The sequence below is a fragment of the Thalassobellus sediminis genome, from assembly GCF_044386045.1.
Classification (GTDB): Bacteria; Bacteroidota; Bacteroidia; order Flavobacteriales; family Flavobacteriaceae; genus Thalassobellus; species Thalassobellus sediminis.
The window spans coordinates 72531-97335 of record NZ_JBISCD010000038.1 but is presented as its reverse complement, the minus strand read 5'-3'; the positions used below and the strand labels follow the sequence as shown (position 1 = coordinate 97335).

The 24805-nt window shown below is 30.6% G+C and carries 24 protein-coding genes; 14 read left to right on the top strand and 10 right to left on the bottom strand.

All coding sequences use genetic code 11. The features are described from left to right. The first annotated feature begins 98 nt into the window (after nucleotides 1–98). The 3 genes from ACH5TW_RS03785 to ACH5TW_RS03775 all read left to right on the top strand — a co-directional run bounded on the left by ACH5TW_RS03785 (nucleotide 99) and on the right by ACH5TW_RS03775 (nucleotide 5055). Nucleotides 99–1277 (top strand): AIR synthase related protein, encoded by a 1179-nt coding sequence (locus ACH5TW_RS03785; protein WP_439335150.1) that lies wholly within the window; start codon nucleotides 99–101, stop codon nucleotides 1275–1277. An 80-nt stretch (nucleotides 1278–1357) separates the two neighbouring features. Continuing rightward, nucleotides 1358–2323 carry a DUF3078 domain-containing protein gene (locus tag ACH5TW_RS03780; RefSeq protein WP_439335149.1) on the top strand — a complete coding sequence of 322 codons (966 nt, stop codon included), beginning with the start codon at nucleotides 1358–1360 and terminating at the stop codon, nucleotides 2321–2323. A 179-nt stretch (nucleotides 2324–2502) separates the two neighbouring features. Continuing rightward, nucleotides 2503–5055: an adenosylcobalamin-dependent ribonucleoside-diphosphate reductase gene (locus ACH5TW_RS03775; protein ID WP_439335148.1), complete on the top strand. Its 2553-nt coding sequence runs from the start codon at nucleotides 2503–2505 to the stop codon at nucleotides 5053–5055. Between the two features lie 50 nt (nucleotides 5056–5105). Here ACH5TW_RS03775 and ACH5TW_RS03770 read toward each other — a convergent pair whose 3' ends face one another. Beyond that, complete coding sequence (locus tag ACH5TW_RS03770) at nucleotides 5106–5768, bottom strand: ATP-binding cassette domain-containing protein (protein ID WP_439335147.1); 663 nt, start codon at nucleotides 5766–5768, stop codon at nucleotides 5106–5108. A gap of 403 nt (nucleotides 5769–6171) precedes the next feature. On the opposite strand from ACH5TW_RS03770, the gene prfA reads away from it, so the two are divergent. The 3 genes from prfA to ACH5TW_RS03755 all read left to right on the top strand — a co-directional run bounded on the left by prfA (nucleotide 6172) and on the right by ACH5TW_RS03755 (nucleotide 8993). Further along, nucleotides 6172–7248, top strand: a complete 1077-nt coding sequence (gene prfA, locus ACH5TW_RS03765; RefSeq protein ID WP_439335146.1) for a peptide chain release factor 1 — start codon at nucleotides 6172–6174, stop codon at nucleotides 7246–7248. A gap of 88 nt (nucleotides 7249–7336) precedes the next feature. After that, the gene (pyrF, locus tag ACH5TW_RS03760) at nucleotides 7337–8152 is read left to right on the top strand and encodes an orotidine-5'-phosphate decarboxylase (RefSeq protein WP_439335145.1); all 816 of its coding nucleotides are present in this window, start codon (nucleotides 7337–7339) and stop codon (nucleotides 8150–8152) included. Nucleotides 8153–8183: 31 nt separating this feature from the next. Next, the gene (locus tag ACH5TW_RS03755) at nucleotides 8184–8993 is read left to right on the top strand and encodes an ABC transporter substrate-binding protein (protein WP_439335144.1); all 810 of its coding nucleotides are present in this window, start codon (nucleotides 8184–8186) and stop codon (nucleotides 8991–8993) included. 180 nt (nucleotides 8994–9173) lie between these two features. On the opposite strand, the gene ACH5TW_RS03750 is transcribed toward ACH5TW_RS03755, so the two are convergent. Both ACH5TW_RS03750 and ACH5TW_RS03745 read right to left on the bottom strand, forming a co-directional pair. Then, nucleotides 9174–9371, bottom strand: a complete 198-nt coding sequence (locus tag ACH5TW_RS03750; protein ID WP_439335143.1) for a Lacal_2735 family protein — start codon at nucleotides 9369–9371, stop codon at nucleotides 9174–9176. Nucleotides 9372–9477: 106 nt separating this feature from the next. Beyond that, nucleotides 9478–10185 carry a DUF4197 domain-containing protein gene (locus ACH5TW_RS03745; RefSeq protein ID WP_439335142.1) on the bottom strand — a complete coding sequence of 236 codons (708 nt, stop codon included), beginning with the start codon at nucleotides 10183–10185 and terminating at the stop codon, nucleotides 9478–9480. Between the two features lie 336 nt (nucleotides 10186–10521). Here ACH5TW_RS03745 and ACH5TW_RS03740 point away from each other — a divergent pair, with 336 nt between their 5' ends. Then, entirely contained in the window at nucleotides 10522–11631 is a 1110-nt protein-coding gene (locus ACH5TW_RS03740; RefSeq protein ID WP_439335141.1) for a TlpA family protein disulfide reductase, read from the top strand. A gap of 56 nt (nucleotides 11632–11687) precedes the next feature. Here the strand turns inward: ACH5TW_RS03740 and ACH5TW_RS03735 are convergent, their stop codons facing one another. Both ACH5TW_RS03735 and purU read right to left on the bottom strand, forming a co-directional pair. Continuing rightward, complete coding sequence (locus ACH5TW_RS03735) at nucleotides 11688–12785, bottom strand: OmpA family protein (RefSeq protein WP_439335140.1); 1098 nt, start codon at nucleotides 12783–12785, stop codon at nucleotides 11688–11690. A 158-nt stretch (nucleotides 12786–12943) separates the two neighbouring features. Further along, the gene (purU, locus tag ACH5TW_RS03730) at nucleotides 12944–13798 is read right to left on the bottom strand and encodes a formyltetrahydrofolate deformylase (RefSeq protein ID WP_439335139.1); all 855 of its coding nucleotides are present in this window, start codon (nucleotides 13796–13798) and stop codon (nucleotides 12944–12946) included. 147 nt (nucleotides 13799–13945) lie between these two features. On the opposite strand from purU, the gene ACH5TW_RS03725 reads away from it, so the two are divergent. Beyond that, nucleotides 13946–17383 carry a methylmalonyl-CoA mutase family protein gene (locus tag ACH5TW_RS03725; RefSeq protein WP_439335138.1) on the top strand — a complete coding sequence of 1146 codons (3438 nt, stop codon included), beginning with the start codon at nucleotides 13946–13948 and terminating at the stop codon, nucleotides 17381–17383. Nucleotides 17384–17496: 113 nt separating this feature from the next. Beyond that, nucleotides 17497–17988 (top strand): hypothetical protein, encoded by a 492-nt coding sequence (locus tag ACH5TW_RS03720; RefSeq protein WP_439335137.1) that lies wholly within the window; start codon nucleotides 17497–17499, stop codon nucleotides 17986–17988. Here ACH5TW_RS03720 and ACH5TW_RS03715 read toward each other — a convergent pair. Next, complete coding sequence (locus tag ACH5TW_RS03715; RefSeq protein WP_439335136.1) at nucleotides 17985–18275, bottom strand: hypothetical protein; 291 nt, start codon at nucleotides 18273–18275, stop codon at nucleotides 17985–17987. The genes ACH5TW_RS03720 and ACH5TW_RS03715 overlap by 4 nt on opposite strands. Before the next feature lie 228 nt (nucleotides 18276–18503). Between ACH5TW_RS03715 and ACH5TW_RS03710 the strand changes: the two genes are divergently transcribed. Further along, entirely contained in the window at nucleotides 18504–18947 is a 444-nt protein-coding gene (locus ACH5TW_RS03710) for an Lrp/AsnC family transcriptional regulator (protein ID WP_439335135.1), read from the top strand. 15 nt (nucleotides 18948–18962) lie between these two features. Here the strand turns inward: ACH5TW_RS03710 and ACH5TW_RS03705 are convergent, their stop codons facing one another. Next, on the bottom strand, nucleotides 18963–19337 hold the full coding sequence (locus tag ACH5TW_RS03705; RefSeq protein WP_439335134.1) for a VOC family protein: 375 nt from the start codon (nucleotides 19335–19337) through the stop codon (nucleotides 18963–18965). Continuing rightward, nucleotides 19328–20569 (bottom strand): MDR family MFS transporter, encoded by a 1242-nt coding sequence (locus ACH5TW_RS03700; RefSeq protein ID WP_439335133.1) that lies wholly within the window; start codon nucleotides 20567–20569, stop codon nucleotides 19328–19330. The genes ACH5TW_RS03705 and ACH5TW_RS03700 overlap by 10 nt, the downstream gene beginning before the upstream one ends. Nucleotides 20570–20852: 283 nt before the next feature. Here ACH5TW_RS03700 and ACH5TW_RS03695 point away from each other — a divergent pair, with 283 nt between their 5' ends. The 4 genes from ACH5TW_RS03695 (at nucleotide 20853) to ACH5TW_RS03680 (ending at nucleotide 23246) form a co-directional block, all read left to right on the top strand. Beyond that, the gene (locus ACH5TW_RS03695; RefSeq protein ID WP_439335132.1) at nucleotides 20853–21380 is read left to right on the top strand and encodes a DUF4252 domain-containing protein; all 528 of its coding nucleotides are present in this window, start codon (nucleotides 20853–20855) and stop codon (nucleotides 21378–21380) included. Beyond that, nucleotides 21380–21985 (top strand): DUF1684 domain-containing protein, encoded by a 606-nt coding sequence (locus tag ACH5TW_RS03690; protein WP_439335131.1) that lies wholly within the window; start codon nucleotides 21380–21382, stop codon nucleotides 21983–21985. The genes ACH5TW_RS03695 and ACH5TW_RS03690 overlap by 1 nt, the downstream gene beginning before the upstream one ends. 102 nt (nucleotides 21986–22087) lie before the next feature. After that, entirely contained in the window at nucleotides 22088–22267 is a 180-nt protein-coding gene (locus ACH5TW_RS03685; protein ID WP_439335130.1) for a hypothetical protein, read from the top strand. A gap of 28 nt (nucleotides 22268–22295) precedes the next feature. Continuing rightward, nucleotides 22296–23246 (top strand): T9SS type A sorting domain-containing protein, encoded by a 951-nt coding sequence (locus tag ACH5TW_RS03680; protein WP_439335129.1) that lies wholly within the window; start codon nucleotides 22296–22298, stop codon nucleotides 23244–23246. Nucleotides 23247–23375: 129 nt separating this feature from the next. On the opposite strand, the gene crcB is transcribed toward ACH5TW_RS03680, so the two are convergent. Then, on the bottom strand, nucleotides 23376–23741 hold the full coding sequence (gene crcB, locus ACH5TW_RS03675) for a fluoride efflux transporter CrcB (RefSeq protein ID WP_439335128.1): 366 nt from the start codon (nucleotides 23739–23741) through the stop codon (nucleotides 23376–23378). 8 nt (nucleotides 23742–23749) lie between these two features. Continuing rightward, on the bottom strand, nucleotides 23750–24781 hold the full coding sequence (locus tag ACH5TW_RS03670) for an SRPBCC family protein (protein ID WP_439335127.1): 1032 nt from the start codon (nucleotides 24779–24781) through the stop codon (nucleotides 23750–23752). Between the last annotated feature and the right edge of the window lie 24 nt (nucleotides 24782–24805).

Sequence of the window (24805 nt, the reverse complement as noted above, 5' to 3'; positions counted from 1 at the left end):
TGCCATATAAATTAAACTTAATAACTTTAAAAAATCTCATTATTAAAAAGCATGATTTTTTAATTCAAAAAATTACCTTTGCACCACAATACAATATTATGAGTCAAGAAGTTTCAAAACGTTACGCGCAACGCGGTGTTTCAGCATCAAAAGAAGATGTACACAATGCTATTAAGAATATAGATAAAGGTCTGTTTCCTAAAGCATTTTGTAAAATAGTTCCAGATTATTTAACAAATGATGAAGATTATTGCTTAATCATGCATGCCGATGGAGCAGGAACAAAATCGTCTTTAGCGTATATGTATTGGAAAGAAACTGGCGATATTTCGGTTTGGAAAGGCATTGCTCAAGATGCTTTAATCATGAATATAGACGATTTATTATGTGTTGGTGCAACCGATAATATTATGTTGTCTTCAACTATTGGAAGAAATAAAAATTTAATTTCAGGAGACGTTTTATCTGCTATTATTAACGGAACCGAAGAATTACTTGAAGATTTAAAATCCTTTGGAGTAACTATTCACTCCACAGGAGGCGAAACCGCCGATGTTGGAGATTTAGTAAGAACCATTATTGTAGATTCTACAGTAACAGCACGTATGAACCGTAAAGATGTTATTGATAATGCTAATATTAAAGCAGGCGATGTTATAGTTGGTTTAGAAAGTTTCGGGCAAGCTACTTACGAAAAAGAATATAATGGTGGTATGGGAAGTAACGGACTTACTTCGGCACGTCACGATGTGTTTAGTAAATACTTAGCTGAGAAATATCCTGAAAGTTTTGATGCTTCAGTTCCAGAAGAATTAGTGTATTCTGGAGGTGTTAAATTAACCGATGCTGTTAAAGATGCACCTATTGATGCTGGTAAATTAGTATTGTCGCCAACACGTACCTATGCACCAATTATAAAGAAGATTTTATCAGAGTTTAATAGTGATACTATTCACGGTATGGTACATTGTTCTGGTGGTGCGCAAACTAAAATCCTTCATTTTGTTGATGAGTTTCATATTGTAAAAGATAATATGTTTCCAATTCCGCCTTTATTCAAATTAATACAAGAACAGAGTAAAACCGATTGGAAAGAAATGTATCAAGTATTTAATTGCGGACATAGAATGGAGCTTTATGTAACGCCAGAAATAGCCGAAGATATTATTGCAATATCTAAATCATTTAATGTAGATGCTAAAATTATTGGTCGTGTGGAAGCTTCAAAAACTAAGAAGCTTACAATAAAAAGTGAGTTTGGAGAGTTTAATTATTAATTTTCATCTTTTTTTCATTGAAATGGAACAATTGTTGATGGAAATATAGTTTGTCAAAATCAACCTAACATACCCTTAAAATGAAAAGTGTTTTATTAATAATTTTTTGTTTCTTCTTTCAGTTTATTATTGCCCAACCAGATTCTTTATTCATAAAAAAGCCTAAAGCTGAAAAATATGACGGTCCACAATGGATTCAAAAAAATAAAGCTACTTTAGATTTAAATGAAGTTGCTTTTTCTAATTGGAATTCTGGAGGTACTAATTCTATTTCTGGACTTTTAGGAGTTAAAACTTCTGCAGATTATACTGATAAATTCTTTTCTTGGAAAAATGATGCTATACTCCGATTTGGTATTAATAAGCAAGAAAGTAAAAAATTAAGAAAGACTGATGATTTGTTTGAAATTAATTCAAATATTGGGTATAGACCTGATGGTGTATCAAATTGGTTTTATTCTGCAAAACTTAATTTTAGAACTCAAATGACTAATGGTTATAAATATCCAGATACAGATAATCCTATTTCTAGGTTTTTAGCTCCAGGATATTTGTTTTTTGGAGGCGGTATGGAATATGGAAAAGATATAGATGAATTGTCTTTTTATTTTTCGCCACTAACATTAAAACAAACTTATGTTTTAGATGAAGACTTAGCCAATGCTGGTTCATTTGGAGTAACTCCTGCGGTTTATGATGATGAAGGCAATATTATTAAGGAAGGAGAGCGTACAAGAAAAGAAGTTGGTATTTTAATGACTAATAGTTATGAAATGGAAGTGGCTGAAAATGTTAATATGAAACATAAGGTAAGTTTATATACCGATTACATAAACAATTTTGGTAATGTAGATTTAGATTGGAGTATCGATTTCGATTTTAAAGTGAATAGTTTTATTAGAGCAACTTTAGGATCACATATTAGATATGATGATGATGTAAAAACAACAAAACCATCATTAATAGAAGAAGGAGAACTAGATGAAGCAGGTGCTAAAATACAATGGAAGCAGTTTTTAGGTGTTGGTTTTGCTGTCGATTTTTAAAAAAAGCCTTTTTTTTAAAATAAAAAAATGTTAACTATTCAATGTTGATAAATTCATAATAAATTGATTTTTAGTTGTTTGTAGTTTTTGTGTTGAGCCGGCATGACTTTTATCATGTTTTAAACTTGTAAGGTTTTGTTACTTTATGGTTATAACTATAACCTAAAAATTTAAACTAAATGAGTACAGGTGTTTCCAACAAACCTCCCAAAACATTTACACAAGAAGAGGCTTTTAATGCTTCATTAAAGTATTTTGATAACGACGACTTAGCTGCTCGTGTATGGATAAATAAATATGCTTTAAAAGATTCTCAAGGAAATATTTATGAGAAAACTCCAAATGATATGCATCAACGAATTGCTAAAGAATTAGCAAGAGTTGAACAAAAATATGCAAATCCCTTATCTGCAGAAGATATTTTTAATCTAATAAAAGATTTTAAATATATAGTGCCTCAAGGAAGTCCTATGGCAGGTATTGGTAATCCGTATCAAATAGCATCGCTTTCAAATTGTTTTGTTATTGGTAATTCTGGTGAGTCAGATTCTTACGGAGGCATAATGAAAATAGATCAAGAGCAAGTACAATTAATGAAACGTCGTGGTGGTGTTGGTCACGATTTATCTCATATTCGACCAAAAGGATCAGCAGTGCAAAATTCAGCTTTAACATCTACAGGTATTGTGCCTTTTATGGAGCGTTATTCAAATTCTACTAGAGAGGTTGCACAAGATGGAAGACGTGGCGCATTAATGCTTTCAGTATCTGTTAATCATCCAGATTCAGAAGATTTTATTAACGCTAAGTTGGAGCAGGGAAAAGTTACGGGGGCAAATATATCAGTGAAAATGGATGATGAGTTTATGAAAGCTGTTAAAAATAGCAGTAATTATACTCAGAAATATCCCATTTTTAGTGAGAATCCAAAGGTTTCTAAAACCATTGAAGCAAATGATTTATGGAAGAAAATCGTTCACAATGCATGGAAATCTGCCGAACCAGGTATGTTGTTTTGGGATACTATCATTAATGAGTCTGTACCCGATTGTTATGCCGATTTAGGTTATAAAACAGTATCTACAAATCCTTGTGGAGAAATTCCTTTATGTCCTTATGATTCTTGTAGATTGTTGGCTATTAACTTATTTTCTTATGTAGATAAACCTTTTACAAAAGAAGCAAGTTTTAATTTTAAATTATTTAAAAAACATATTGCAGCTGCTCAGCGTATTATGGATGATATTATTGATTTAGAATTAGAAAAAATTGATAATATTTTACGTAAAATAGATGAAGATCCTGAGTTAGATACTGTAAAAGCATTAGAACGTAATTTATGGATTAATATAAAAACCAAAGCCGAAGAGGGGCGTAGAACAGGTATTGGTATAACAGCTGAAGGTGATATGTTAGCAGCATTAGGTATTCAGTATGGTAGTGAAGCTGGTAATGCGTTTTCTTTAGAAGTACATAAAACTATTGCAATTGAAGCTTATAGAGGTTCTGTACATTTAGCAAAAGAACGTGGTGCATTTGGAATTTTTGATGCCGAACGCGAAAAAAAGAATCCGTTTATAAATCGCTTAAAAGAATCCGATAGTAAGTTGTATTATGAAATGTTAGAATATGGTAGACGAAACATTGCTTTGTTAACTATTGCACCTACAGGAACAACAAGCTTAATGACGCAAACATCGTCTGGAATTGAACCTGTATTTATGCCTGTTTATAAGCGTAGAAGAAAGGTAAACCCTAACGATAAAGAAGCGCGTATAGATTTTGTTGATGATGTTGGTGATTCTTGGGAAGAATATGTTGTGTTTCATCACAGATTCAAACAATGGATGGAAGTAAATGGTATTGATACCACTAAAAACTTCTCACAGACTGAAATTGACGATTTAATTAAAAAATCTCCTTATTATAAAGCAACTTCTAATGATGTAGATTGGTTAAGTAAAGTAAGTATGCAAGGAGCTATTCAAAAATGGGTAGATCATTCTATAAGTGTTACAATTAATTTGCCAAATGATGCTACAGAAGAGTTAGTAGGACAATTATATATAAAAGCTTGGGAAGTTGGTTGTAAAGGTGTTACGGTTTATAGAGATGGGTCGAGATCTGGAGTTTTAATAGCTAATGATGAAAAGGAAGATAAGGATAAAGATTTGCTAACAGCATTTCCAATAAAGCGTCCAGAAGTTTTAGAGGCTGATGTGGTTCGTTTTCAGAATAGTAAAGAGAAATGGATTGCTTTTATAGGTTTGATAGAAGGTAAGCCTTATGAAATTTTTACAGGACTTACAGATGATGAAGTTGGTATTTTACTACCACGATGGGTAAATAAAGGTGTTATTATAAAAAGTAGGGAAGAGAACGGTAGTTCGCGTTACGATTTTCAGTATAAAAATAAAAGAGGTTATAAAACAACTATTGAAGGGTTGTCATATAAATTTAATCCTGAGTTTTGGAATTATGCAAAGTTAATATCTAGTACTTTAAGACATGGGATGCCAATTGATAAAATTGTCGATTTAATTAATAGTTTACAATTAGATAGTGAGTCAATTAATACTTGGAAAAATGGTGTAGGACGAGCATTAAAACATTATGTGGCCGATGGAACAAAAGCTAAAGGACAGGTGTGTGATAGTTGTAAATCTAAAAATTTAATTTACCAAGAAGGTTGTTTAACTTGTAAAGATTGTGGTTCTTCTAAATGTGGTTAATAGCATTATCATTTTAGAGAAAAAGAGGCTGTTTTTTAACAGCCTTTTTTTTATTCTATAGTTCCAAAGCTTAAATAATTATAATCTTCAAGTTCTTTTAAGTCTTTAATAAGTTTCGTGCAACCTTCTTTTATAAGATAAATGGCATCAGAAACATCAACAATATGTTTATACATATGATCCGTAATAATGATAGCTTTGTGTTGTTTTTCTTCAGAAATTAATGCTTTTATTTTTTCAATATGTAAAGGTGCTAAATGCGAAAAAGGCTCGTCTAAAAATATAATTGGTTTATTACTCTTTAAAAGGATATATGTTTCTATCAATCGGCGTTCGCCACCAGATAGTTTATTGAATTTTAAGTTTTTGTATTTGCTAAAACCTTCAAAAGGCACTAAAAAATCTTCCCAAGATACTTTAAAAAGATTAAAAGCTTTATTGATATTTAGAGTATTTGGAATAAAATTAAACTGAGGTAAATAACCAGCTAGTTTTGTTTTATATAATGGTTTTAGTATAGGCTTTTTGTCAATCCTAATAAGTTTATATTTAGGTTTTAAATTACCAAACGCAATATTTAATAAACAGCTTTTTCCACATCCGTTACTTCCTAAAACGCCTGTAACTTTACCTGTTTCAGCTTTTAAATAAACACCATTTAAAATACGTTTTTCTTTAAAATAAAGTTCGACATTATCTATTTCAAAAATCATATAAATTCTTTAAGAATTAAAAGAAATGGAATGTTTAAAAATAAATCGATGATATAAATTGAGGAAAATAATTTGAATGAAGAAACTCCTAAATTTTTATAGAAAACTAATTTTCTTCTAGCATTAGTTTCTTTCGTTATATACCATAAAAAGATGGTTAATAATAATTTGGCAATAAGAATAGGGATTATGCTATTGCTAAATGGAAAAAGAAATATATTAATGCCAAAAGACCATAAAATAAATGGTCTATAAAAAAGAAAAATAGATGATAATTGTTGCATGATACCTTTTATAACGATAAATAATGAATAATATTTTTAGTATTCAATTATTACAGTCTTATATAGATGTTGAGAATTCATAAATTATCGTATTTTTGGTCTTCAATTAAAAAAGGCAGATGTTAGAGAAATTACAAATTATAAAACAACGTTTTGATGAGGTTAGTGATTTAATCATTCAACCAGATATTATTAGCGATCAAAAACGTTATGTTCAGTTAAATAAAGAGTATAAAGACTTGAGACTTCTCATGGATAAAAGAGAAGAATATTTAGAGTTTTCTAATAATTTAGCTGAAGCTGAAGAAATAATTTCTGATGGTAGTGATGCAGAAATGGTTGAAATGGCTAAAATGCAATATGACGAAGCCAAAGCAGGAATTCCAAAACTTGAAGAAGAAATAAAAGTATTATTAATACCAAAAGATCCTGAAGATTCTAAGAATGCCGTGGTAGAGCTACGTGCGGGAACTGGTGGTGATGAAGCAAGTATTTTTGCAGGCGATTTGTTTAGAATGTACTCTAAATATTGTGAAAGTAGAGGTTGGAAAGTTGATACAGTAGATTTTAGTGAAGGTACCAATGGTGGTTTTAAAGAAATTCAGTTTGAAGTTACAGGCGAAGATGTTTACGGAACACTAAAGTTTGAAGCTGGTGTGCACCGTGTACAGCGTGTACCACAAACAGAAACACAAGGACGTGTACATACCAGTGCAGCAACAGTGATGGTATTTCCTGAAGCCGAAGAGTTTGATGTTGAAATTAACCCAAAAGAGGTGCGTATAGATTTTTTCTGTTCTTCTGGACCTGGTGGGCAATCTGTAAATACTACTTATTCTGCGGTGCGTTTAACACACATTCCAACTGGTTTGGTAGCACAATGTCAAGATCAAAAGTCACAACATAAAAATAAAGAAAAAGCATTTAAAGTATTACGTTCGCGTTTATACGAATTAGAATTAGCTAAGAAAAACGAAGCAGATGCTGCTAAACGTGGTAGTATGGTGAGTTCTGGTGATAGAAGTGCTAAAATTAGAACTTATAATTACTCTCAAGGTCGTGTAACCGATCATAGAATAGGGTTAACCCTTTACGATTTGAGTAATATTGTAAATGGCGATATTCAAAAAATATTAGATGAATTGCAATTAGCTGAAAATACTGAGAAGTTGAAAGCTAATGATGATGTGATTTAATTCTCATTCCTGCGAAGGCAGGAATCTCATAAATTGAATTATATTAAAAATTTATTCCTGCTTTCACAGGAATGACAAAACATACATTGTGACAACAAACCAATTAATAGAGCAAATCAACAAAAAGAAATCATTCTTATGTATAGGATTAGATGTTGATTTAAATAAAATACCACAGCACCTTTTAAAAGAAGAAGATCCTATTTTTGCTTTTAACAAAGCCATTATAGATGCCACACACCATTTATGTGTGTCTTATAAACCAAATACAGCATTTTATGAAGCTTATGGTTTAAAAGGTTGGAAAGCATTAGAAAAAACTATTAATTATTTAAACGAAAAGCATCCAGAAATATATACAATTGCTGATGCAAAACGTGGCGATATAGGTAATACAAGTACCATGTATGCGAAAGCCTTTTTTGAAGATTTAGCGTTCGATTCTGTTACCGTAGCACCATATATGGGAAAAGATTCTGTTGAACCTTTTTTAGCTTTTAAAGATAAGCATACCATTATGTTGGCACTAACCTCTAATGCAGGTGCTTTCGATTTTCAAACAAAAACAGTTGAGGGTAAAGAGCTTTACAAACAGGTTTTAGAAACATCAAAAACTTGGGAGAACTCCGAAAACTTAATGTATGTAGTTGGAGCTACTAAAGCAGAGTATTTTGCTGATATACGTAAAATTATTCCTGAAAGTTTTTTATTAGTTCCTGGTGTTGGAGCTCAAGGCGGCAACTTGCAAGAGGTTTGTAAATATGGAATGAATAATAGTGTAGGCTTGCTTATAAATTCTTCAAGAGGTATTATTTATGCTTCTAATGAAACCGATTTTGCACAAGCTGCTGCAAATAAAGCAGAAGAACTTCAAAAAGAAATGGCGCTAATTTTAAATAAATAATTGTCATTGCTAGGTAGTTTCCGATAATTAAATGAAAGTACAAGATCAACTCAATAGAACTATTCATTTAAAAGAAACTCCTAAACGCATTATATCTTTAGTGCCGAGTCAAACAGAATTGCTTTGCGATTTAGGTTTAAAATCAACTTTGGTTGGTGTTACTAAGTTTTGTGTGCATCCACAGGATATAAAAACAGATGTTACTGTTGTAGGAGGGACAAAGCAAATTGATTTAGAAAAGATCAAGTCTTTATCTCCAGATATTATTCTTTGTAATAAAGAAGAAAATACCAAAGCAATTGTTGAAGCTTGTGAATTAGTTTGTCAGGTACATGTATCTGATATTTTTACCATTGAAGATAGTTCGGAATTAATAAAACAATACGGAGATATTTTTGATAGGCTAAAAGAAGCAGAAGAAATTATAGCTAGAATAAATAAAGAAATTGATGATTTTAAGTGTTTTATTAAAGATCAACCAATATTAAAAACGGCTTACTTTATTTGGAAGGAACCTTTTATGGTGGCAGGTAGCAATACCTTTATAGACTATTTACTTAAGCTTAATCATTTAGAAAATGCTTATGAAGATACCGAGCGATATCCTGAAATTAATATAGAGGAGCTTTCTATTAATAAAACGGTGCAAGTTGTTCTATTATCTAGCGAGCCTTTTCCGTTTAAAGAAAAGCATAAAAAAGTCTTTCAAGAAAATTTTCCTAATGCCCAAATTGTTTTAGCAGATGGCGAAATGTTTTCTTGGTATGGTTCTAGGTTGTTAAAAGCATTTAAGTATTTTAAACAGTTGCGTTTAAATCTTCTGAAAAATCAACCTTGTTAACATATTCAACAAAGTTTGCAATTTTTTGTTTAAATTCTTTTAAGCTAATTAATTTGTTTTCGTTTGGTTTAATTTTTCCAACTTTACAATAATGTGTACTCATATCTTCTTTTTTATATAAAGTACGAGATTTTATAATTTTTGGATGTAAGAAAAAAGTTAAAAAAATGCTAATAAACCTTAAATAGCTATTTTTTGTTGTTCTCTGTAAAGGTATTTTAATCTATTAAGTTTATTGAGAAGTTTAATGGCTTTGTATTCTGAAATATCACTTAGAGCAGAATCTGTTTGTCGGAAATTATAAGCTTGCTCAACGAGTTCTTTATAACGAGCGTTAAGTTTTTCTTGATGGGTTTTTATAATCTCATTTTTATTCATTGTCGACTGAATAACAGGTATTTAATATACGAAATTTATTCAGAAATAAAAAAAAATCCGATAATTAAAAAATTATCGGATTCATTATAATAAAATATTGTAGTCTTTAATCTTGTAAAGCAAATACTTTTTTAAGTAAATCGGTAGTTCTAGAAGACACTTTAGTTCTAATATCTTTTTCTTCAACAGCAATCATTGTATACACACCTTTTAATGCTTCTCCAGTAACATAATCTGTTAAATCTGGGTTTACATTATTAGTAAATGGTATGGCGTTGTATTTGTTTATTAGATTACTCCAAATTTCATCGGCACCAACTTTACCAAAAGAATTTTTAATAACAGGATTAAATTTGTCGTATAAAGCTGTTTGAGTTTTAGATGTTAAGTATTGAGTAGCTGCATCATCATTGCCAAGTAAAATATTCTTAGCATCGGCAAACGTAATACCTTTAACAGCATCAACAAATATAGGTGTAGCTTCTTTTACAGCATCTTCAGCGGCTCTATTAAGTACTTTTAAGCCTTCATCTGCTAATTTGTTTAATCCAATATCTCTTAGTGCTTTATCAACTTTTTGTAATTCTTCTGGTAATAAAATTTTAACTAAATCGTTTTTAAAAAAACCATCGGTTTGAGTAAGTTTACTTACTTGTTTGTCTATCCCTAAATCTAAAGCTTGTCTTAAACCAGAAGCAATATCAGCATTACCAATAGTGCCAGTGCCTTGAGGTAATTGATTTATTACTTGTTGAAGTTCTGCACAAGCAGTAAGATTAAAAATTAAAAAAATTGCTAAAAATTTACGAATCATAATGTATTGTGTTTATGTATTAAGCAAAGATATATTCTTATGCGTAAAATAAAGTTAAATATGGGCTAAAGTTTTGCTTAAAATAAAGGCACCCAACCAAAGGTGCCTTATAACCAAACCAACCAAAATGAATGTCTCTTCAATTTTACATTTTAGAGTTATTCTTTCTTTAATGTTTAGACTCATGAAAAATAAAAAAGTCACACTCATAATTAAATAAAAGGCATAAAAAACAGATTTCGATATTCTTTTTTAATTAAATACTATTTTAGCATAATAATTGTTATCTAGCTATATGTTAGCACGTATTGTGTTTTTATACTAAAAAAAATATACATGTATTTAAAAAAACTAGTTGTTTATTCGTTATGTTTTTTATGTCCTACTTTTTTCTTTGGACAAATAAAAATTTCTGAGAATATCCAGTCTTCACAAATAGCAAATCAAACGAATAATAAACTTTATTTTGTCGATTTTTGGGCAACTTGGTGCGTGCCTTGTGTACATGTGTCTAAATATTTAGAATCTTTACAAGCTCAATATCCAGACGATTTTTACATTGTTTCATTAAGTCAAGAGAGTCCTAGAGTGGTAAAAAAGTTTATGACAAAGCATGATATTAAACTAGCAGTAGCTATAGATTTTGATGGGCAAACATTCAAAAAAAATAACATTGTTAGTTTGCCGTATGGTATTTTGTATAATGCTGCTGGTGATAAATTATGGGAAGGACATCCGGCTGAGCTTAAGTCTTATCAAATAGCTAATTTTTTAAGAAGTAATAATAAAAAGAAACATGTAGACCATATGTTTGAAATTGAAACTTATGAGGCTGCAACTATAGAAGAAGCTTATGTGCCAACTAAGAATATAGAGTGTATTGAATTACAGGAAGGTGGTTTTGAAGAGTTAGTAGTAAATAATAAAACATCGTTTACGGAGTTAAAAGGATCGTTACAAGATATTTTAGCGTATTCACTTAAGGTTTATAAGAATCAGGTGAAGATTCCTCATACTCTAAACAAAACATATCAGATTTACTTAAAGAATAACATTGATACGATTGATATTTTAAAAGCTTTAAATTTAGAACAAATTGAAAATGAAATAAAGGGAGACGTTTTGGTTTTTGATGTAAAAGCACCAACCTTTTGGGATGATAAACAGATTGATTGGGGAATTGATTCGCCACATTATTTGATTGGAGATTCTGAAATTATGGGGGATAACGTTACTTTTAATCAGATGCAATATAAGTTGTCAAACGTATTAGAAATGCCTGTTATTGTTAAAAATAAACCTTTAGATACTATACTTCACGATTGGCAAATACATTATAAATATTTTGATTTGATGGCATCAATGTTAAGTGATACTTATGGTGTAGATGTAAAAAAAGAAACTACATATTATCCTCAATATGTTATAACAAAAAAGACACCTTAAAAAAGGTGTCTTTTAAACAATTTACTTGCTGTAATTAATTTCAGTTAGTCACTTAATTAATTGTTTATTACTCTAAATTCAGTACGTCTATTTTTTTGGTGTTCAGCTTCAGAACATTCAACACCATTATCACAACGGTTTACTAATCTAGTTTCTCCGTATCCTTTAGCAGATAAACGGTTTCTAGAAATTCCTTTAGATACTAAATAGTTAACAACAGAGTTTGCACGTTGTTGAGATAAAGACATGTTAAAATCATCATTACCTCTAGAATCTGTATGAGACATTAATTCAATGCTTACAGGTTTACTTTTTAATAATGGTAATAAAGTTTCATCAATAATCTTTTTAGAAGCTGGAGTAATTCTAGCACTTCCTAACTCATAAAATATTGGTAAAACATTAGCATTTAATAAACCACAGTCAACTTCTTCCCAAGTAGTAATACCACCTTTTTTAGCTAACACAGTTCTTGTAACAGTTTTGTGTTTTGCAGGAACAGTAACGCTTTTAGTAGTAGCAGGAGTTTCAAGTACACGTTTAGTTATAGTAGCGTATTCAGCAGGAATAGCAACTTCTTTTGTGTGAGCAGGCGTTTTAACAACTCTTTTTGTGTAAACAGTTGGTATTTCGGCAACAGGAATGTTATTAGTGTTAGCGTCTTTTGCTAAAGTTGTAAAGTTAACATCTTTAAATGTAGCAGGGTATTCAACAAAACAAGCAGATACACAATCTTCTTTGTTAGGAGAATCACATTCAGCTTCTTTATATTCCCATCCAGAAGTTTTTGGATACATTTCAAAAGTTTTTGAGTCTTTTCCAAAAGTAGCAGGATTGATGCTTAAATCTGTTCTACCTTCTTTTTTGATATAAGATACCTCTACAGTTTCATAAACAGCAGGAACATAAATAAATTTCTTTGTAGCTTCTTTTATTAAAACGCGTTCTTCAACAGTTCTGTATGTAGCAGGAACAACTGTTAATTTTGTGTATGCAGGGTATACTTCAATAGTTTCATCTACATCTTTAAATTCATCTTTAGTAATACATTTTACATAACATTTTCCTGGTTCAGGATTGCTAGGTAAATCTTGTGCTTGAGAAAATCCTAGGCCTAATAAAAACGTTAGGCATAATAATAGTTTTGTTTTCATAAAAAATTTAAATTAAGTTATATGGTTGTTTTTTTTCCACTGGTTTTGTGACACTCAGAAAAACAATAAGTCACTATTTAATTTATGAAAGCAATTAAAATAAATAAGGGTTTCGTCTTGAAACCCTTATTTATACTAAGAAAATGATAATTCTTTTATTATGAAAAAATAACTGTTTTATTATTGAAAACCATTACTTTTCTATTTGCATGAAGTTTAACAGCATTGGCTAAAACAATTTTTTCTAGGTCACGTCCTTTAGCAATTAAAGCATCAATTGTGTAGGTGTGAGATACGTGTGCTACATCTTGTTCAATTATTGGGCCAGCATCTAATTCTTCTGTAACATAATGACTTGTTGCTCCAATAATTTTTACACCTCTTTTATAAGCTGAATGATAAGGTTTAGCACCTACAAAGGCAGGTAAAAAGGAGTGATGTATATTAATAATTTTGTTAGGATATTTATTTATTAATTTACCTGATACTATTTGCATATAGCGTGCTAAAACTATAAAATCTATATTATGAGATTCTAATAATTCTAATTGTTTGTCTTCAGCTTCAGCTTTTTTGTCTTTTGTAACAGGAATATGATAAAAAGGAATTTTAAAATTATCAGCAATTGGTTTTAAATCTAAATGATTACTAATAATAAAAGGAATTTCTAAATTTAACTCACCTGAGTTGTAACGTCCTAATAAATCGTATAAACAATGGTCGTATTTAGAAACAAATAAAGCCATTTTGGGTTTCTTTTCAGAAGAATAAATACGCCATTTCATTTCAAATTTATCTGCTAATGTTTCTTTAAAAGTTTCTTTAAAACCTTCTGTTGAAAAATTTGTGTCTATAAATTCACTTTCAAGACGCATGAAGAAAATATTTTGTTCTCTATCAACATGCTGATCTAAGTATATGATGTTTCCTTTTTTTTCTGAAATAAAATTAGTTACAGATGCTACAATACCAGATAAATCGTTGCAGTGAATTAAAATGGTGATTTTGTTCATTACTTTAAATTCGAATTAGAGGTTAAAAATACTTTAAAAATTTACAGAAAACAGATTAAGCTAATAATTTTAGATAATCTATTGGAAATGGTTTAATTTTTTGAATAATCCGTAAATTAGCAACGAAATAAATAAGTTTCTTTAAGAATGATACAGGTAACACCATATAAGCCAATTAATAAAGTACGCATTGTAACAGCAGCATCTCTTTTTGATGGACATGATGCATCTATAAATATTATGCGTCGAATTATTCAAGCAACAGGTGTAGAGGTAATTCATTTAGGACATGATAGAAGTGTTGAAGAGGTTGTAAATACAGCGATTCAAGAAGATGTAAATGCTATTTGTTTAACATCATATCAGGGTGGACACAATGAGTATTTTAAATACATGTATGATTTATTAAAGGAAAAAGGAGCTGACCATATCAAGATTTTTGGTGGTGGAGGTGGTGTTATTTTACCTTCTGAAATTAAAACATTGATGGATTATGGTATTACCCGTATTTATTCGCCAGATGATGGACGTGAAATGGGGCTTCAAGGGATGATTAATGATTTGGTAAAACAATCTGATTTTGCTATTGGAGATGTATTAAAAGTTGATTTAAAAGAGCTTAAAAATAAAAATCCAAAAGCGATTGCACGAGTTGTTTCTTCTGCTGAAAATTTTCCAGAAGTAGCAAAAGTGGTTTTAGATAAAATTCATACTAAAAATAGTAATTCTAAAACACCAGTTCTAGGAATTACAGGAACAGGAGGAGCAGGTAAATCGAGTTTAGTTGATGAACTAGTACGCCGTTTTTTAATTGATTTCCCAGAAAAAACAGTTGGTATTGTTTCTGTCGATCCTTCAAAACGTAAAACAGGCGGTGCACTTTTAGGCGATCGTATACGTATGAATTCTATTAATAATTCACGTGTTTATATGCGTAGTTTAGCAACCCGACAGTCTAATTTAGCATTATCAAAGCATGTTAATGAAGCGGTTGAGGTATTAAAAGCAGCCGAATATGATTTAATTATTTTAGAAACTTCAGGAATTGGGCAATCTGATACCGAAATTATAGAACACAGCGATGTATCACTTTATGTTATGACTCCAGAATTTGGAGCAGCTACGCAGTTGGAAAAAATTGATATGCTTGATTTTGCCGACTTGGTTGCCATTAACAAGTTTGATAAACGCGGATCGCTCGATGCTTTGCGAGATGTAAAGAAACAATACATGCGTAACAATAATCTTTGGGATACACCTCAAGATGATTTACCAGTTTTTGGCACCATTGCTTCTCAATTTAACGATCCGGGAATGAATACGCTTTATAAAGCGATTATGAATAAGTTGGTTGAGAAAACGTATGCCGATTTAAAATCTACTTTTCATATTTCAGATGAAATGAGCGAGAAGATTTTCGTTATTCCACCATCTCGAACACGATATTTATCTGAAATTGCTGAAAGTAATCGAGCATATGATAATAAAGCCAAAGCGCAAGTTGAAGTAGCTCAAAAACTATATGGCATTTATAAAACTATTTGTTCTGTTCTTAATATTAACTCTACTGAAGTCGAAAGGTCTTTTCTTGATAAATACGGATTAAATAATGATGAAATATTTAGGCAAGTTAAAGATGATAACCAAGATTTTATAAAACTCCTTATTTTAGAATTCGATCGTGTTAAGCTAAATTTAGATCCTTATAATTGGGGATTTATCACTGGTTGGCAAGACAAAGTAAATAAATATAAGCAACCTGTTTACACTTTTAAAGTCCGTGATAAAGAAATAAAAATAGACACACACACAGAGTCGTTATCGCATACTCAAATACCAAAAGTAGCTTTACCAAAATACCAAGCTTGGGGCGATATTTTAAATTGGTGTTTACAAGAAAATGTACCAGGTGAGTTTCCGTACACGTCAGGTTTGTATCCGTTTAAACGAATAGGCGAAGATCCTGCAAGAATGTTTGCAGGTGAAGGCGGACCCGAGCGAACCAATAAACGATTTCATTATGTAAGTGCAGGGTTACCAGCAAAGCGATTATCTACAGCTTTTGATAGCGTAACGTTATATGGAAGCGATCCTGATTTAAGGCCAGATATTTATGGTAAAATTGGAAATGCTGGCGTTTCTATTTGTTGTTTAGACGATGCTAAGAAACTATATTCTGGTTTTAATTTAGCCCATGTTATGACCTCGGTAAGTATGACTATAAATGGTCCTGCTCCTATGTTATTAGGCTTTTTTATGAATGCAGCCATCGATCAGCAATGTGAAATTTATATTAAAGAACTTGGTTTAGAAGCAGAAGTGGAAGCAAAAATTGCTGAAATTTATAAAGGTAAAGAGCGTCCGAAATACAATGGCGAATTACCAGAAGGAAATAATGGTTTAGGTTTGATGCTTCTTGGAGTAACGGGCGATCAAGTTTTAGCAAAAGCTATTTACGAAGACATTAAAATTAAAACAATCACACAGGTTCGAGGTACTGTTCAAGCCGATATTTTAAAAGAAGATCAAGCACAAAATACTTGTATTTTTTCAACGGAATTTGCGTTGCGATTAATGGGCGATGTTCAGGAGTATTTCATTGAAAATAATGTACGTAATTTTTATTCGGTGTCTATTTCTGGATATCATATTGCTGAAGCAGGCGCAAATCCTATTACACAATTGGCGTTAACATTATCTAACGGATTTACTTATGTTGAGTATTATTTAAGTCGAGGGATGGATATAAATAAGTTTGGTCCAAATTTGTCTTTTTTCTTTTCAAACGGTATCGATCCTGAATATGCTGTTATTGGTCGTGTGGCTCGAAAAATTTGGGCAAAAGCTATGAAGCATAAATATGGTGCAAATGCCAGAGCACAAATGCTTAAATATCATATTCAAACGTCTGGACGTAGTTTACACGCACAAGAAATTGATTTTAATGATATTCGTACTTCGCTTCAAGCTTTATATGCGATATACGATAATTGCAATTCGTTACATACCAATGCCTACGACGAAGCGATAACAACACCAACAGAAGAATCTGTGCGTCGTGCCATGGCTATTCAACTGATTATTAATAAAGAATTAGGTTTAGCTAAAAACGAAAACCCAATACAAGGTTCGTTTATTATTGAAGAGTTAACCGATTTGGTAGAAGAAGCGGTTCTATTAGAATTTGATAGAATTACCGAACGAGGTGGCGTTCTTGGTGCTATGGAAACCATGTATCAACGTTCTAAAATACAAGAAGAGAGTTTGTATTATGAAACTTTAAAACATAATGGTAAGTTTCCAATAATTGGAGTTAACACCTTTTTAAGTAGTAAAGGCTCACCTACAGTGATTCCTGCAGAAGTAATTAGAGCGACAGAAGAAGAGAAGCAATTTCAAATTAAGACTTTAGATAATCTTCATAAAGCAAATGACACGGATTTATTGTTAAAAGAACTTCAGCATAAAGCCATTAATAATGAAAATATTTTTGAAGCTTTAATGGAAGTTTGTAAAGTATGTTCTTTAGGTGAAATAACTTCTGCATTATTTGAAGTAGGTGGGCAGTATCGTAGGAATATGTAAGTTTTTTGATCTAGTTTTATTATAGTTTGTAATAATGAATAAATTTATTTTCTTTTTAATACGCAACCATTTTTAAATTCCCCATCTTATAATTAGAATTTATTTTTAAAAGGATGAAGAAATATTTACTACTATTATTTTTATTCATGGTTTTGTTTTCATGTACAGATAATTTAAATAAAGAAGTTTATAGATATGAATTTTATGAGAATAGTGATTTATCTGTTTCTCAAGTTGAGGGTTCTTATTTGAAATACGGAATTATATCTGAAGGTGATAAAGTGGTTTTTAAATACAATTACGTAGCAGAAGATGAAGAGCAAATTGCAGATGATGAATATTCAGAGTCTATATTTTTTTATATAGATTCGAATATAGATAGTTTTAATTTTGTAGGTGAAGATTTATTAAATTCTAAAACAACTTTAACTAAATATTGCTTTTGTTATTTTCCAAGTAGTAATGAGAAATCGGTAGATCCAACAGGGGCTATTTCTGGTAAAAAAATAGATAATAATAGGTGGAGCATAGATTTTGACATTACATTTTATGGAGAAGAGAACAGAAAATTTAAAAAAGTATTTATTTTAAATCAAATAAACTAAAGTGTCATCATCCAACTGCGTTGTAGCTGTTTAAACTTTTTTAATTCACTACGAAGAATTGGTAAAAAATCTTTGCCATTACTATTGGAACGTTCTAATCTATATGAATTTTTATATAGCATATTTGTAAGACGTTTTAGAGATGCAACATGCTTGTGTTTTCTTTCTGAAAAACGTTCTAATTCTGCATTTTCAATCTCTGGCGCTAATGATACAGATTGTTGTACAATATCTCCTGAAAAATAAATATTAGTATCTTCTGAACCATCTTCTTTTAGCTCAGACAAATCATGATTTAGGTACAAAGAAATATTTTGCGATAGTGCAAAAATTTCTTGAGCTTTCCTATAAATCGGTAATTCCGATAGGTTTAGTGGGGTATTAGATAACATTTGTATATTTTCTTAGCATTTTTATCAAAATTAGGCACTAGATTTGATATTCGTCTTTAGAATTTGAAGTAAAATTGTATATTTACTTTAATTATTAATTTTTTATAGTTAAATTTCTTTTAAATGAATTTAGATGCACTTAATTGGAAGATTTTGAGGTGTTTACAGCAAAATGCAAGACAATCTAATGCCGAAATTGGCCGACAAGTAGGAATTAGTTCACCTGCAGTGTCAGAACGTATAAAAAAGTTGGAAGATGCTGGTATCATATTAGGATATAAAACTATTGTGTCTCCATTAGATATGGGATATCAATTAAAGGCCATTATTACATTACGTGCTTTTATAGGAAAGTTAAAACCCTTTTTAGATAAAGTTAAAACCTATGATGAGGTGTTAAATTGCTATAGAATAACAGGAAACGAAAATATTGTTATGGAGGTAGTTTTAAAAAACCAAAAACACTTAGAATCGTTTATAGATCAACTTATTATTTATGGTGAAACTAAAACACAAATTGTATTATCTCATGTAATACGCTACAAAGAATTAAAGCCTTCAAAATAAATGAGTGTTTACTAATTAAATTCTCCAAGGCGGATTTTTTCTATCTTTCCCAGCATAATATAAAATAATATGATTACCATCTAAATCTTCTAAACGGGCTTCTCTCCAAAGCCATGTGGTGTCTTCTGGTAATTGTTTAAAAACGATACCTTTTTTTTGAATATTTGAGACTAATGTATCTAAATTATCATCTTCAAAATATATAGAAATACCATTTCCTTCTGGTAATTTATCTACTTTATGAATTGAAAAAGTACTATTTCCGTTAGGACATTCAAACCTTACATATCTTGGGATTGCATCTACAATAAGATGCAATCCCAAAATTTTGTAAAACTCAGTAGCTTTTTTAACATCTAGCGAAGGTATAGTTATTTGATTTAAATCCATAAAATTTCTTTTTCTTCTTCTACTTGTATCTTCTTTTTTCTATTCAAATAAAGCCTTAAGATAAACAATAAAAAAATACAAAACGCAGCAAGAAATGTTACAATGTGCCAAGTGTTATTAAAACCAAATTTATCTGTCATCTGTAACCCTGCATTGTGCCCAAAAATATGAGCAAATGAAAATGCAATAGAATAGAGCGCCATATATTCTCCTTGATTACCTTTTTTAGCACGATCCATGGCAAATGCGTTTGAAAACGGAAAAGCTATCATTTCTCCAAAAGTCATTAACAGCATACCTATAATTATAATACCTGTCCACGATGTGAAATTTAAAACAATAAAACTCAATCCTGTAAGTATCGCACCAAAAAGCATTAAGCCCGATTTGGTAAAAGTGGTATTTTCAAGCCATTTTATTAGAGGCATTTCTAGAGCAAAAATGATAAACCCATTCATCCCTAAAAGAATACCAATATTTAATTCTGTTAAATGATGAACATCTTTGTAATAGAGCGGCATAGTTGAAAAATATTGCAAGAATACTATCCCAAAAAGTACCATGGCAAATAGAAATATTATAAAGGCTTTATCATGATAAGCCGATTTTGGATTTTTATTTATAACATCATCTAACGTTTTTGTTTTTTTCGGATTCAAAACATTAATTAAAACAAAGGTTGCTAAAATACAGGTAATGCCGTCTACCCAAAACAATCCGCCATAGCTTAGTGAGGTAATAATAATACCGCCAATTGCAGGTCCTGCCGAAAACCCAAGGTTTATAGCAAGCCTAATTAAGGTAACAGATCGTGTTTTGTTTTCGGGTTTACTATAAGCACTTAATGCCACAAACATAGCAGGTCTAAACATATCTGCTACCAGCATCACTAAAAATATACCTGAACAAAAGGCAACAAAAGTTGTTAAGAATTGTAAACCAATAAATAAGAGCCCTGAAGTAATTAAACTAAAAGTCATAACTTTATAAAAACCAATTTTATCAGTTAACCTTCCGCCTAACCATGAACCAATTACAGAACCTACACCAAAGGCACTCATAATCCAACCAACATCGCTTAATGTAAATTGTAAGCTCTTTGTTAAATAAAGCGATAGAAATGGAATGACCATGGTACCGGCTCTATTAATAAGTGTTATTAATGCTAGCCACCAAACTTCTTGTGATAAGCCTTTAAAAGTGTTTAAGTAATTGTTGTAAAGTGTTTTCATTAGTTCTGATTGTTCAAGTTTCTTTTATCAATTTTTGAATTTTAATTATTAGCTGATTTTAGTGCAAAAAAAAAGTCCGACTGTGAAGTCGGACTTTTTAAAATACTGTAATATTATATAAACATATCACCACAATATAGAACAAGCCCGACCTTCTCTCATTAAATAAGAGGTCCATTGTTTTCTACAAATTGTGACGTTATGACGCATTTTTATATTTTTATTAGACTACAAACTTATATAAAATTATTGGAAGTTGTATTTTTGATGTAAACTTTTTTAAATGAAGAATGTATTTTTAGCAATAAGTGTCTGTTTTTTAATAGTTTCTTGTAGCAGTAGCTTTCAAGGGTTCTATAATAATCATAAAGCAGATATGGGAACAACGTCTTTTCAGGTGCCTAATTTTTTTAAAGCGGTACTAAGTAATATTTCTCCTGAAGTAAAAAGTGCCATAGGGAATATTACAGATTTTAAATTTATAAAATTCGAAACTATAAATGATTTAAAAAGGCAAACTCTTATTAAAGAGATGAACGATGTTACAAACAGTGGGTATACGGATGTTTTTAGAAAAAATGAATTGAATCAAACGAGAATTATATCGTTTAAAGAAGTTGGGGCTATCGTTACAGATGCTATTATTTTTAATAGTACAGAAACAGAGACAACAGCTTATTATTTTCAAGGCAATTTAAATCCAGATAAAATTAAATCCTTTGAAGATGAATCGATTTTTAATACATTTTCAAATAATTTAATGCAGTCTTATAAAACCAATGTTAATCCATTCTTTAATCCTGGAAACTAATGAAGCACATTGTTTTTTTATTTGTTATTTTAATTTCATTCTTTAATTGTGCACAAAAAAAGCATCCTTTAAAAGGAGAAACAATATTTCAAAAAGAACTAAATGCCGAATATAAAGATGTCACAACATCACCATTAAAAGATAAGGATAGAAAAGTTTTTGAAGGGTTAGATTTTTTTAAATTCGATTCTACTTATGTTGTAAAAGCCAAATTAAAAAGAACACCAAACTCTAAATGGTTTAGTATGAAAACTACAACCAGTAGAGTCTCTAAAGAGCGTGTTTATGGTATTTTATATTTTGAATTAAAAGGAGAACAATTTCAATTAAATATATATCAAGGGAAAGATTTAATGCAAAAAGAAGGTTATGAAGATTATTTGTTTTTACCATTTATTGATGAAACTAACGGGTTAGAAAGTTATGGTGGTGGCCGCTATATTGATGCTAGAATTCCTGAAGGAGATACTTTGATAATTGATTTTAATAAAGCATACAACCCATATTGTGCATATAACGATAAATATTCTTGCCCAATAGTGCCTAGAGTTAATTATTTAAAAACTAGGGTAGAAGCAGGAGTGAAAACTTTTGGGAAGTATTAGAGTTCTTTTTTTGTAATGATCTTTATTATTAATGCATGATGAATATCAGTTTTTAAATGAAAAATAAAAAATAGATTTGTTTTAGTTTAAAAAGTAAATTTTATGAGTCTTTCTAGAGCATGTATTGTTTGTAAAAAAACGTCATTTGAAACAGCAGTAACCAAATTTTATCATAAAGAAAGTGAGTTTTATATCTGTTCCCAGCACATTCCTATTTTAATTCATAAACCAGAAGAATTAGTTGGGTTATTGGATGGAGCTGATGAACTATTGGGAGCTTAAAACTATTTCACATTTAAAACTTAAACCAATGAAAAAAATATACTTATTTCTCATGATTGTTCTTACTTTATCATTTGTGGGGAGTGCACAAATTTATGAAGATGATTTTGAATCCTATATTTCAGGCAACTTAGGACTTCAAAACCCTACTTTGTGGTCTACATGGCTAGGTATACCAGATAATAATCAAAGCATTATAGTTGTTAATGATATTGCAATAGGAGATCAGTCTGGATATATCGGACCTGGAGATATTACAGATGCTATGCTTTTATTGGGTAATCGAACTTCTGGGGATTACCATTTAGTTTTTGATATGTATATCTCAAGTGGTAGTACTGCCTATTTTAATGTGCAAGGTGAAACAGAAGACCCTGGAACTGGTTGTCAAGGAGCAGGTTTTACCAATGGAGTCATTGGAATATTTAACGCAGGTGAAATTTTCTTTAACCAAGATGGAGTAGCTCCTGGTATTGTAATTAATAGTGATGTAGATGGTGGTGTGCTAGGGACGTCTACTTATCCTGAGGATAACTGGTTTCCCGTTGTATTCTATTTTGATCTAGATGCTTTGACATATGTTTTGACTATTAATGGTACAGATTTAAATAGTACACCTATTCCATTTCAATTTGACGCTACTTTAGGTGCTATAGACTTTTTCTCTGTTGGTGATAATAATAGTTATTGGATAGACAATATTGTTTTTGACTCAGGACCATTATTAAGTGCAGATGAACTAACTACTAACAATTTCAGCGTATTTCCTAATCCAGTTAGCGATGTATTGAATATTCGCTCAGCTACTTCTGTAGATAAAATAGAAGTATATAACTTATTAGGGAAATTAGTTTTTTCTACTACTCCTAAAAATATTTCTCCAAATATTGACATGAGTTCTTTGTACTCAGGTATGTACTTGGTTAAGATAATAATTGGTGATACTTCTAAAACTGTTAAAGTAATCAAGTCATTATAAAATCTTACTATATATTGTAGGTGGAGAAGTTTTTCGATATTGTGCATAACAACTTAATTTGAAATCGTTTTAACATTTTATATCTAATAACAAGCTAAGTTGGTTAATATTTTTTATAAATAGAAGACTTTACTTCGCTAAATACATCCCTAAAAATACCGTTAAAAAACCAATAATAAAACTAGCAATTGTGTAAATAGCAAAACTTGTAAAATCACCCGATTTTAAAAACACATGGTTTTCATATGCGAAAGAAGAAAACGTAGTGAAGCCACCACAAAAACCTGTTGCTAAAAATAAGGTTTGACTCTCTGAAAGCGTATTGTTTTTTGCAGCATAGCCTAGTATAAAACCAATAAATAAACTACCTAATATATTGGCAGCAAATGTACCATAAGGAATACCGTTTTCTGGGTTATTTAAAATTTTTTCGGTTAGGTATCTAAGTACACTACCAAATCCACCTCCTAAAAAAACGAGTAATAGTTGTTTCATTTAAATTTTTAGTCTTTTAAAGGAATATAAATTTCGGTTAACCAATTAGCTGGATTTGGAAAGTTTCCAGGGTCGTTTGTATAAATTTCAAAAGGTTTTAAGTTAGATTGTATTAAACTATCTTTAGCAATATGAAGCATTGTAGTTTTCCATGCTTCAGGTAGGTTTGAGTAATTTCCTTTTAAAGATGTTTTAAGTACTCTTGTTTTAGGTATGTATCCGCATAGTATATCATTGTTTTCGGTAAGGTTTGTGAAGTTAATTTTATTCATTACAGGAATGGCATTACTCATAATTATATTTCCGTTTGCAGGATTCATTTCATTATAAATAGTGAAAGGCATACCGTTGGCAACAATATTATTTTGTGTCATATAGCTCATTAATTCGCCATATTGTTTCGCCATAATTTCACTAATGTTTAAACTTGATACAGATGTTGTTTTATAGATATAAAATCCACCGCCATATTCAGTAATACCATCTATTTTTATACTATAGACTTTCATACTATTAACAACAATACTATCTAATTTTTCTAAACCACGATCAAAATCAGGGCCAACTTGGTCTTCCATGCTTCCCATAAATGCTGTATAGGCTTTAAAACCAAACGGTAAATTTTCTCCACTTAACCTCCATGTAACAGTCGTTGTTTCATCTGTATTGGGAGCGAAATCCCATGCTATTTCAGAGACAGGGAATTCTCCAAATTGCATGCTTTGTTTTATAGCTTTATTAGTAGTTGCTTCAGTAATAATCATAGTGCCAGCGCCGTCTTTATCGGTCCAGCTATAAGTGCCGTTTTTGCCTTTTGTTTGTTCGCCAAGTGTAACAACAGTACTGGGTTCTTTTTCGACCCAAGGAGACCATGCTTCCCAATTTTTTAAATCGATAACATTATTGTAAATAACAGAAACAGGAGCTTTTATGGTATGAGTTCTTGAAACCATAAACGAATTAGGTTGGACGGCAACATATATAGCAGCACCTATAAATACTATCAGTAAAAGAAAAAACACATATTTAAAAGCTTTCATTTATTTTATTTTCAGAGAATTATA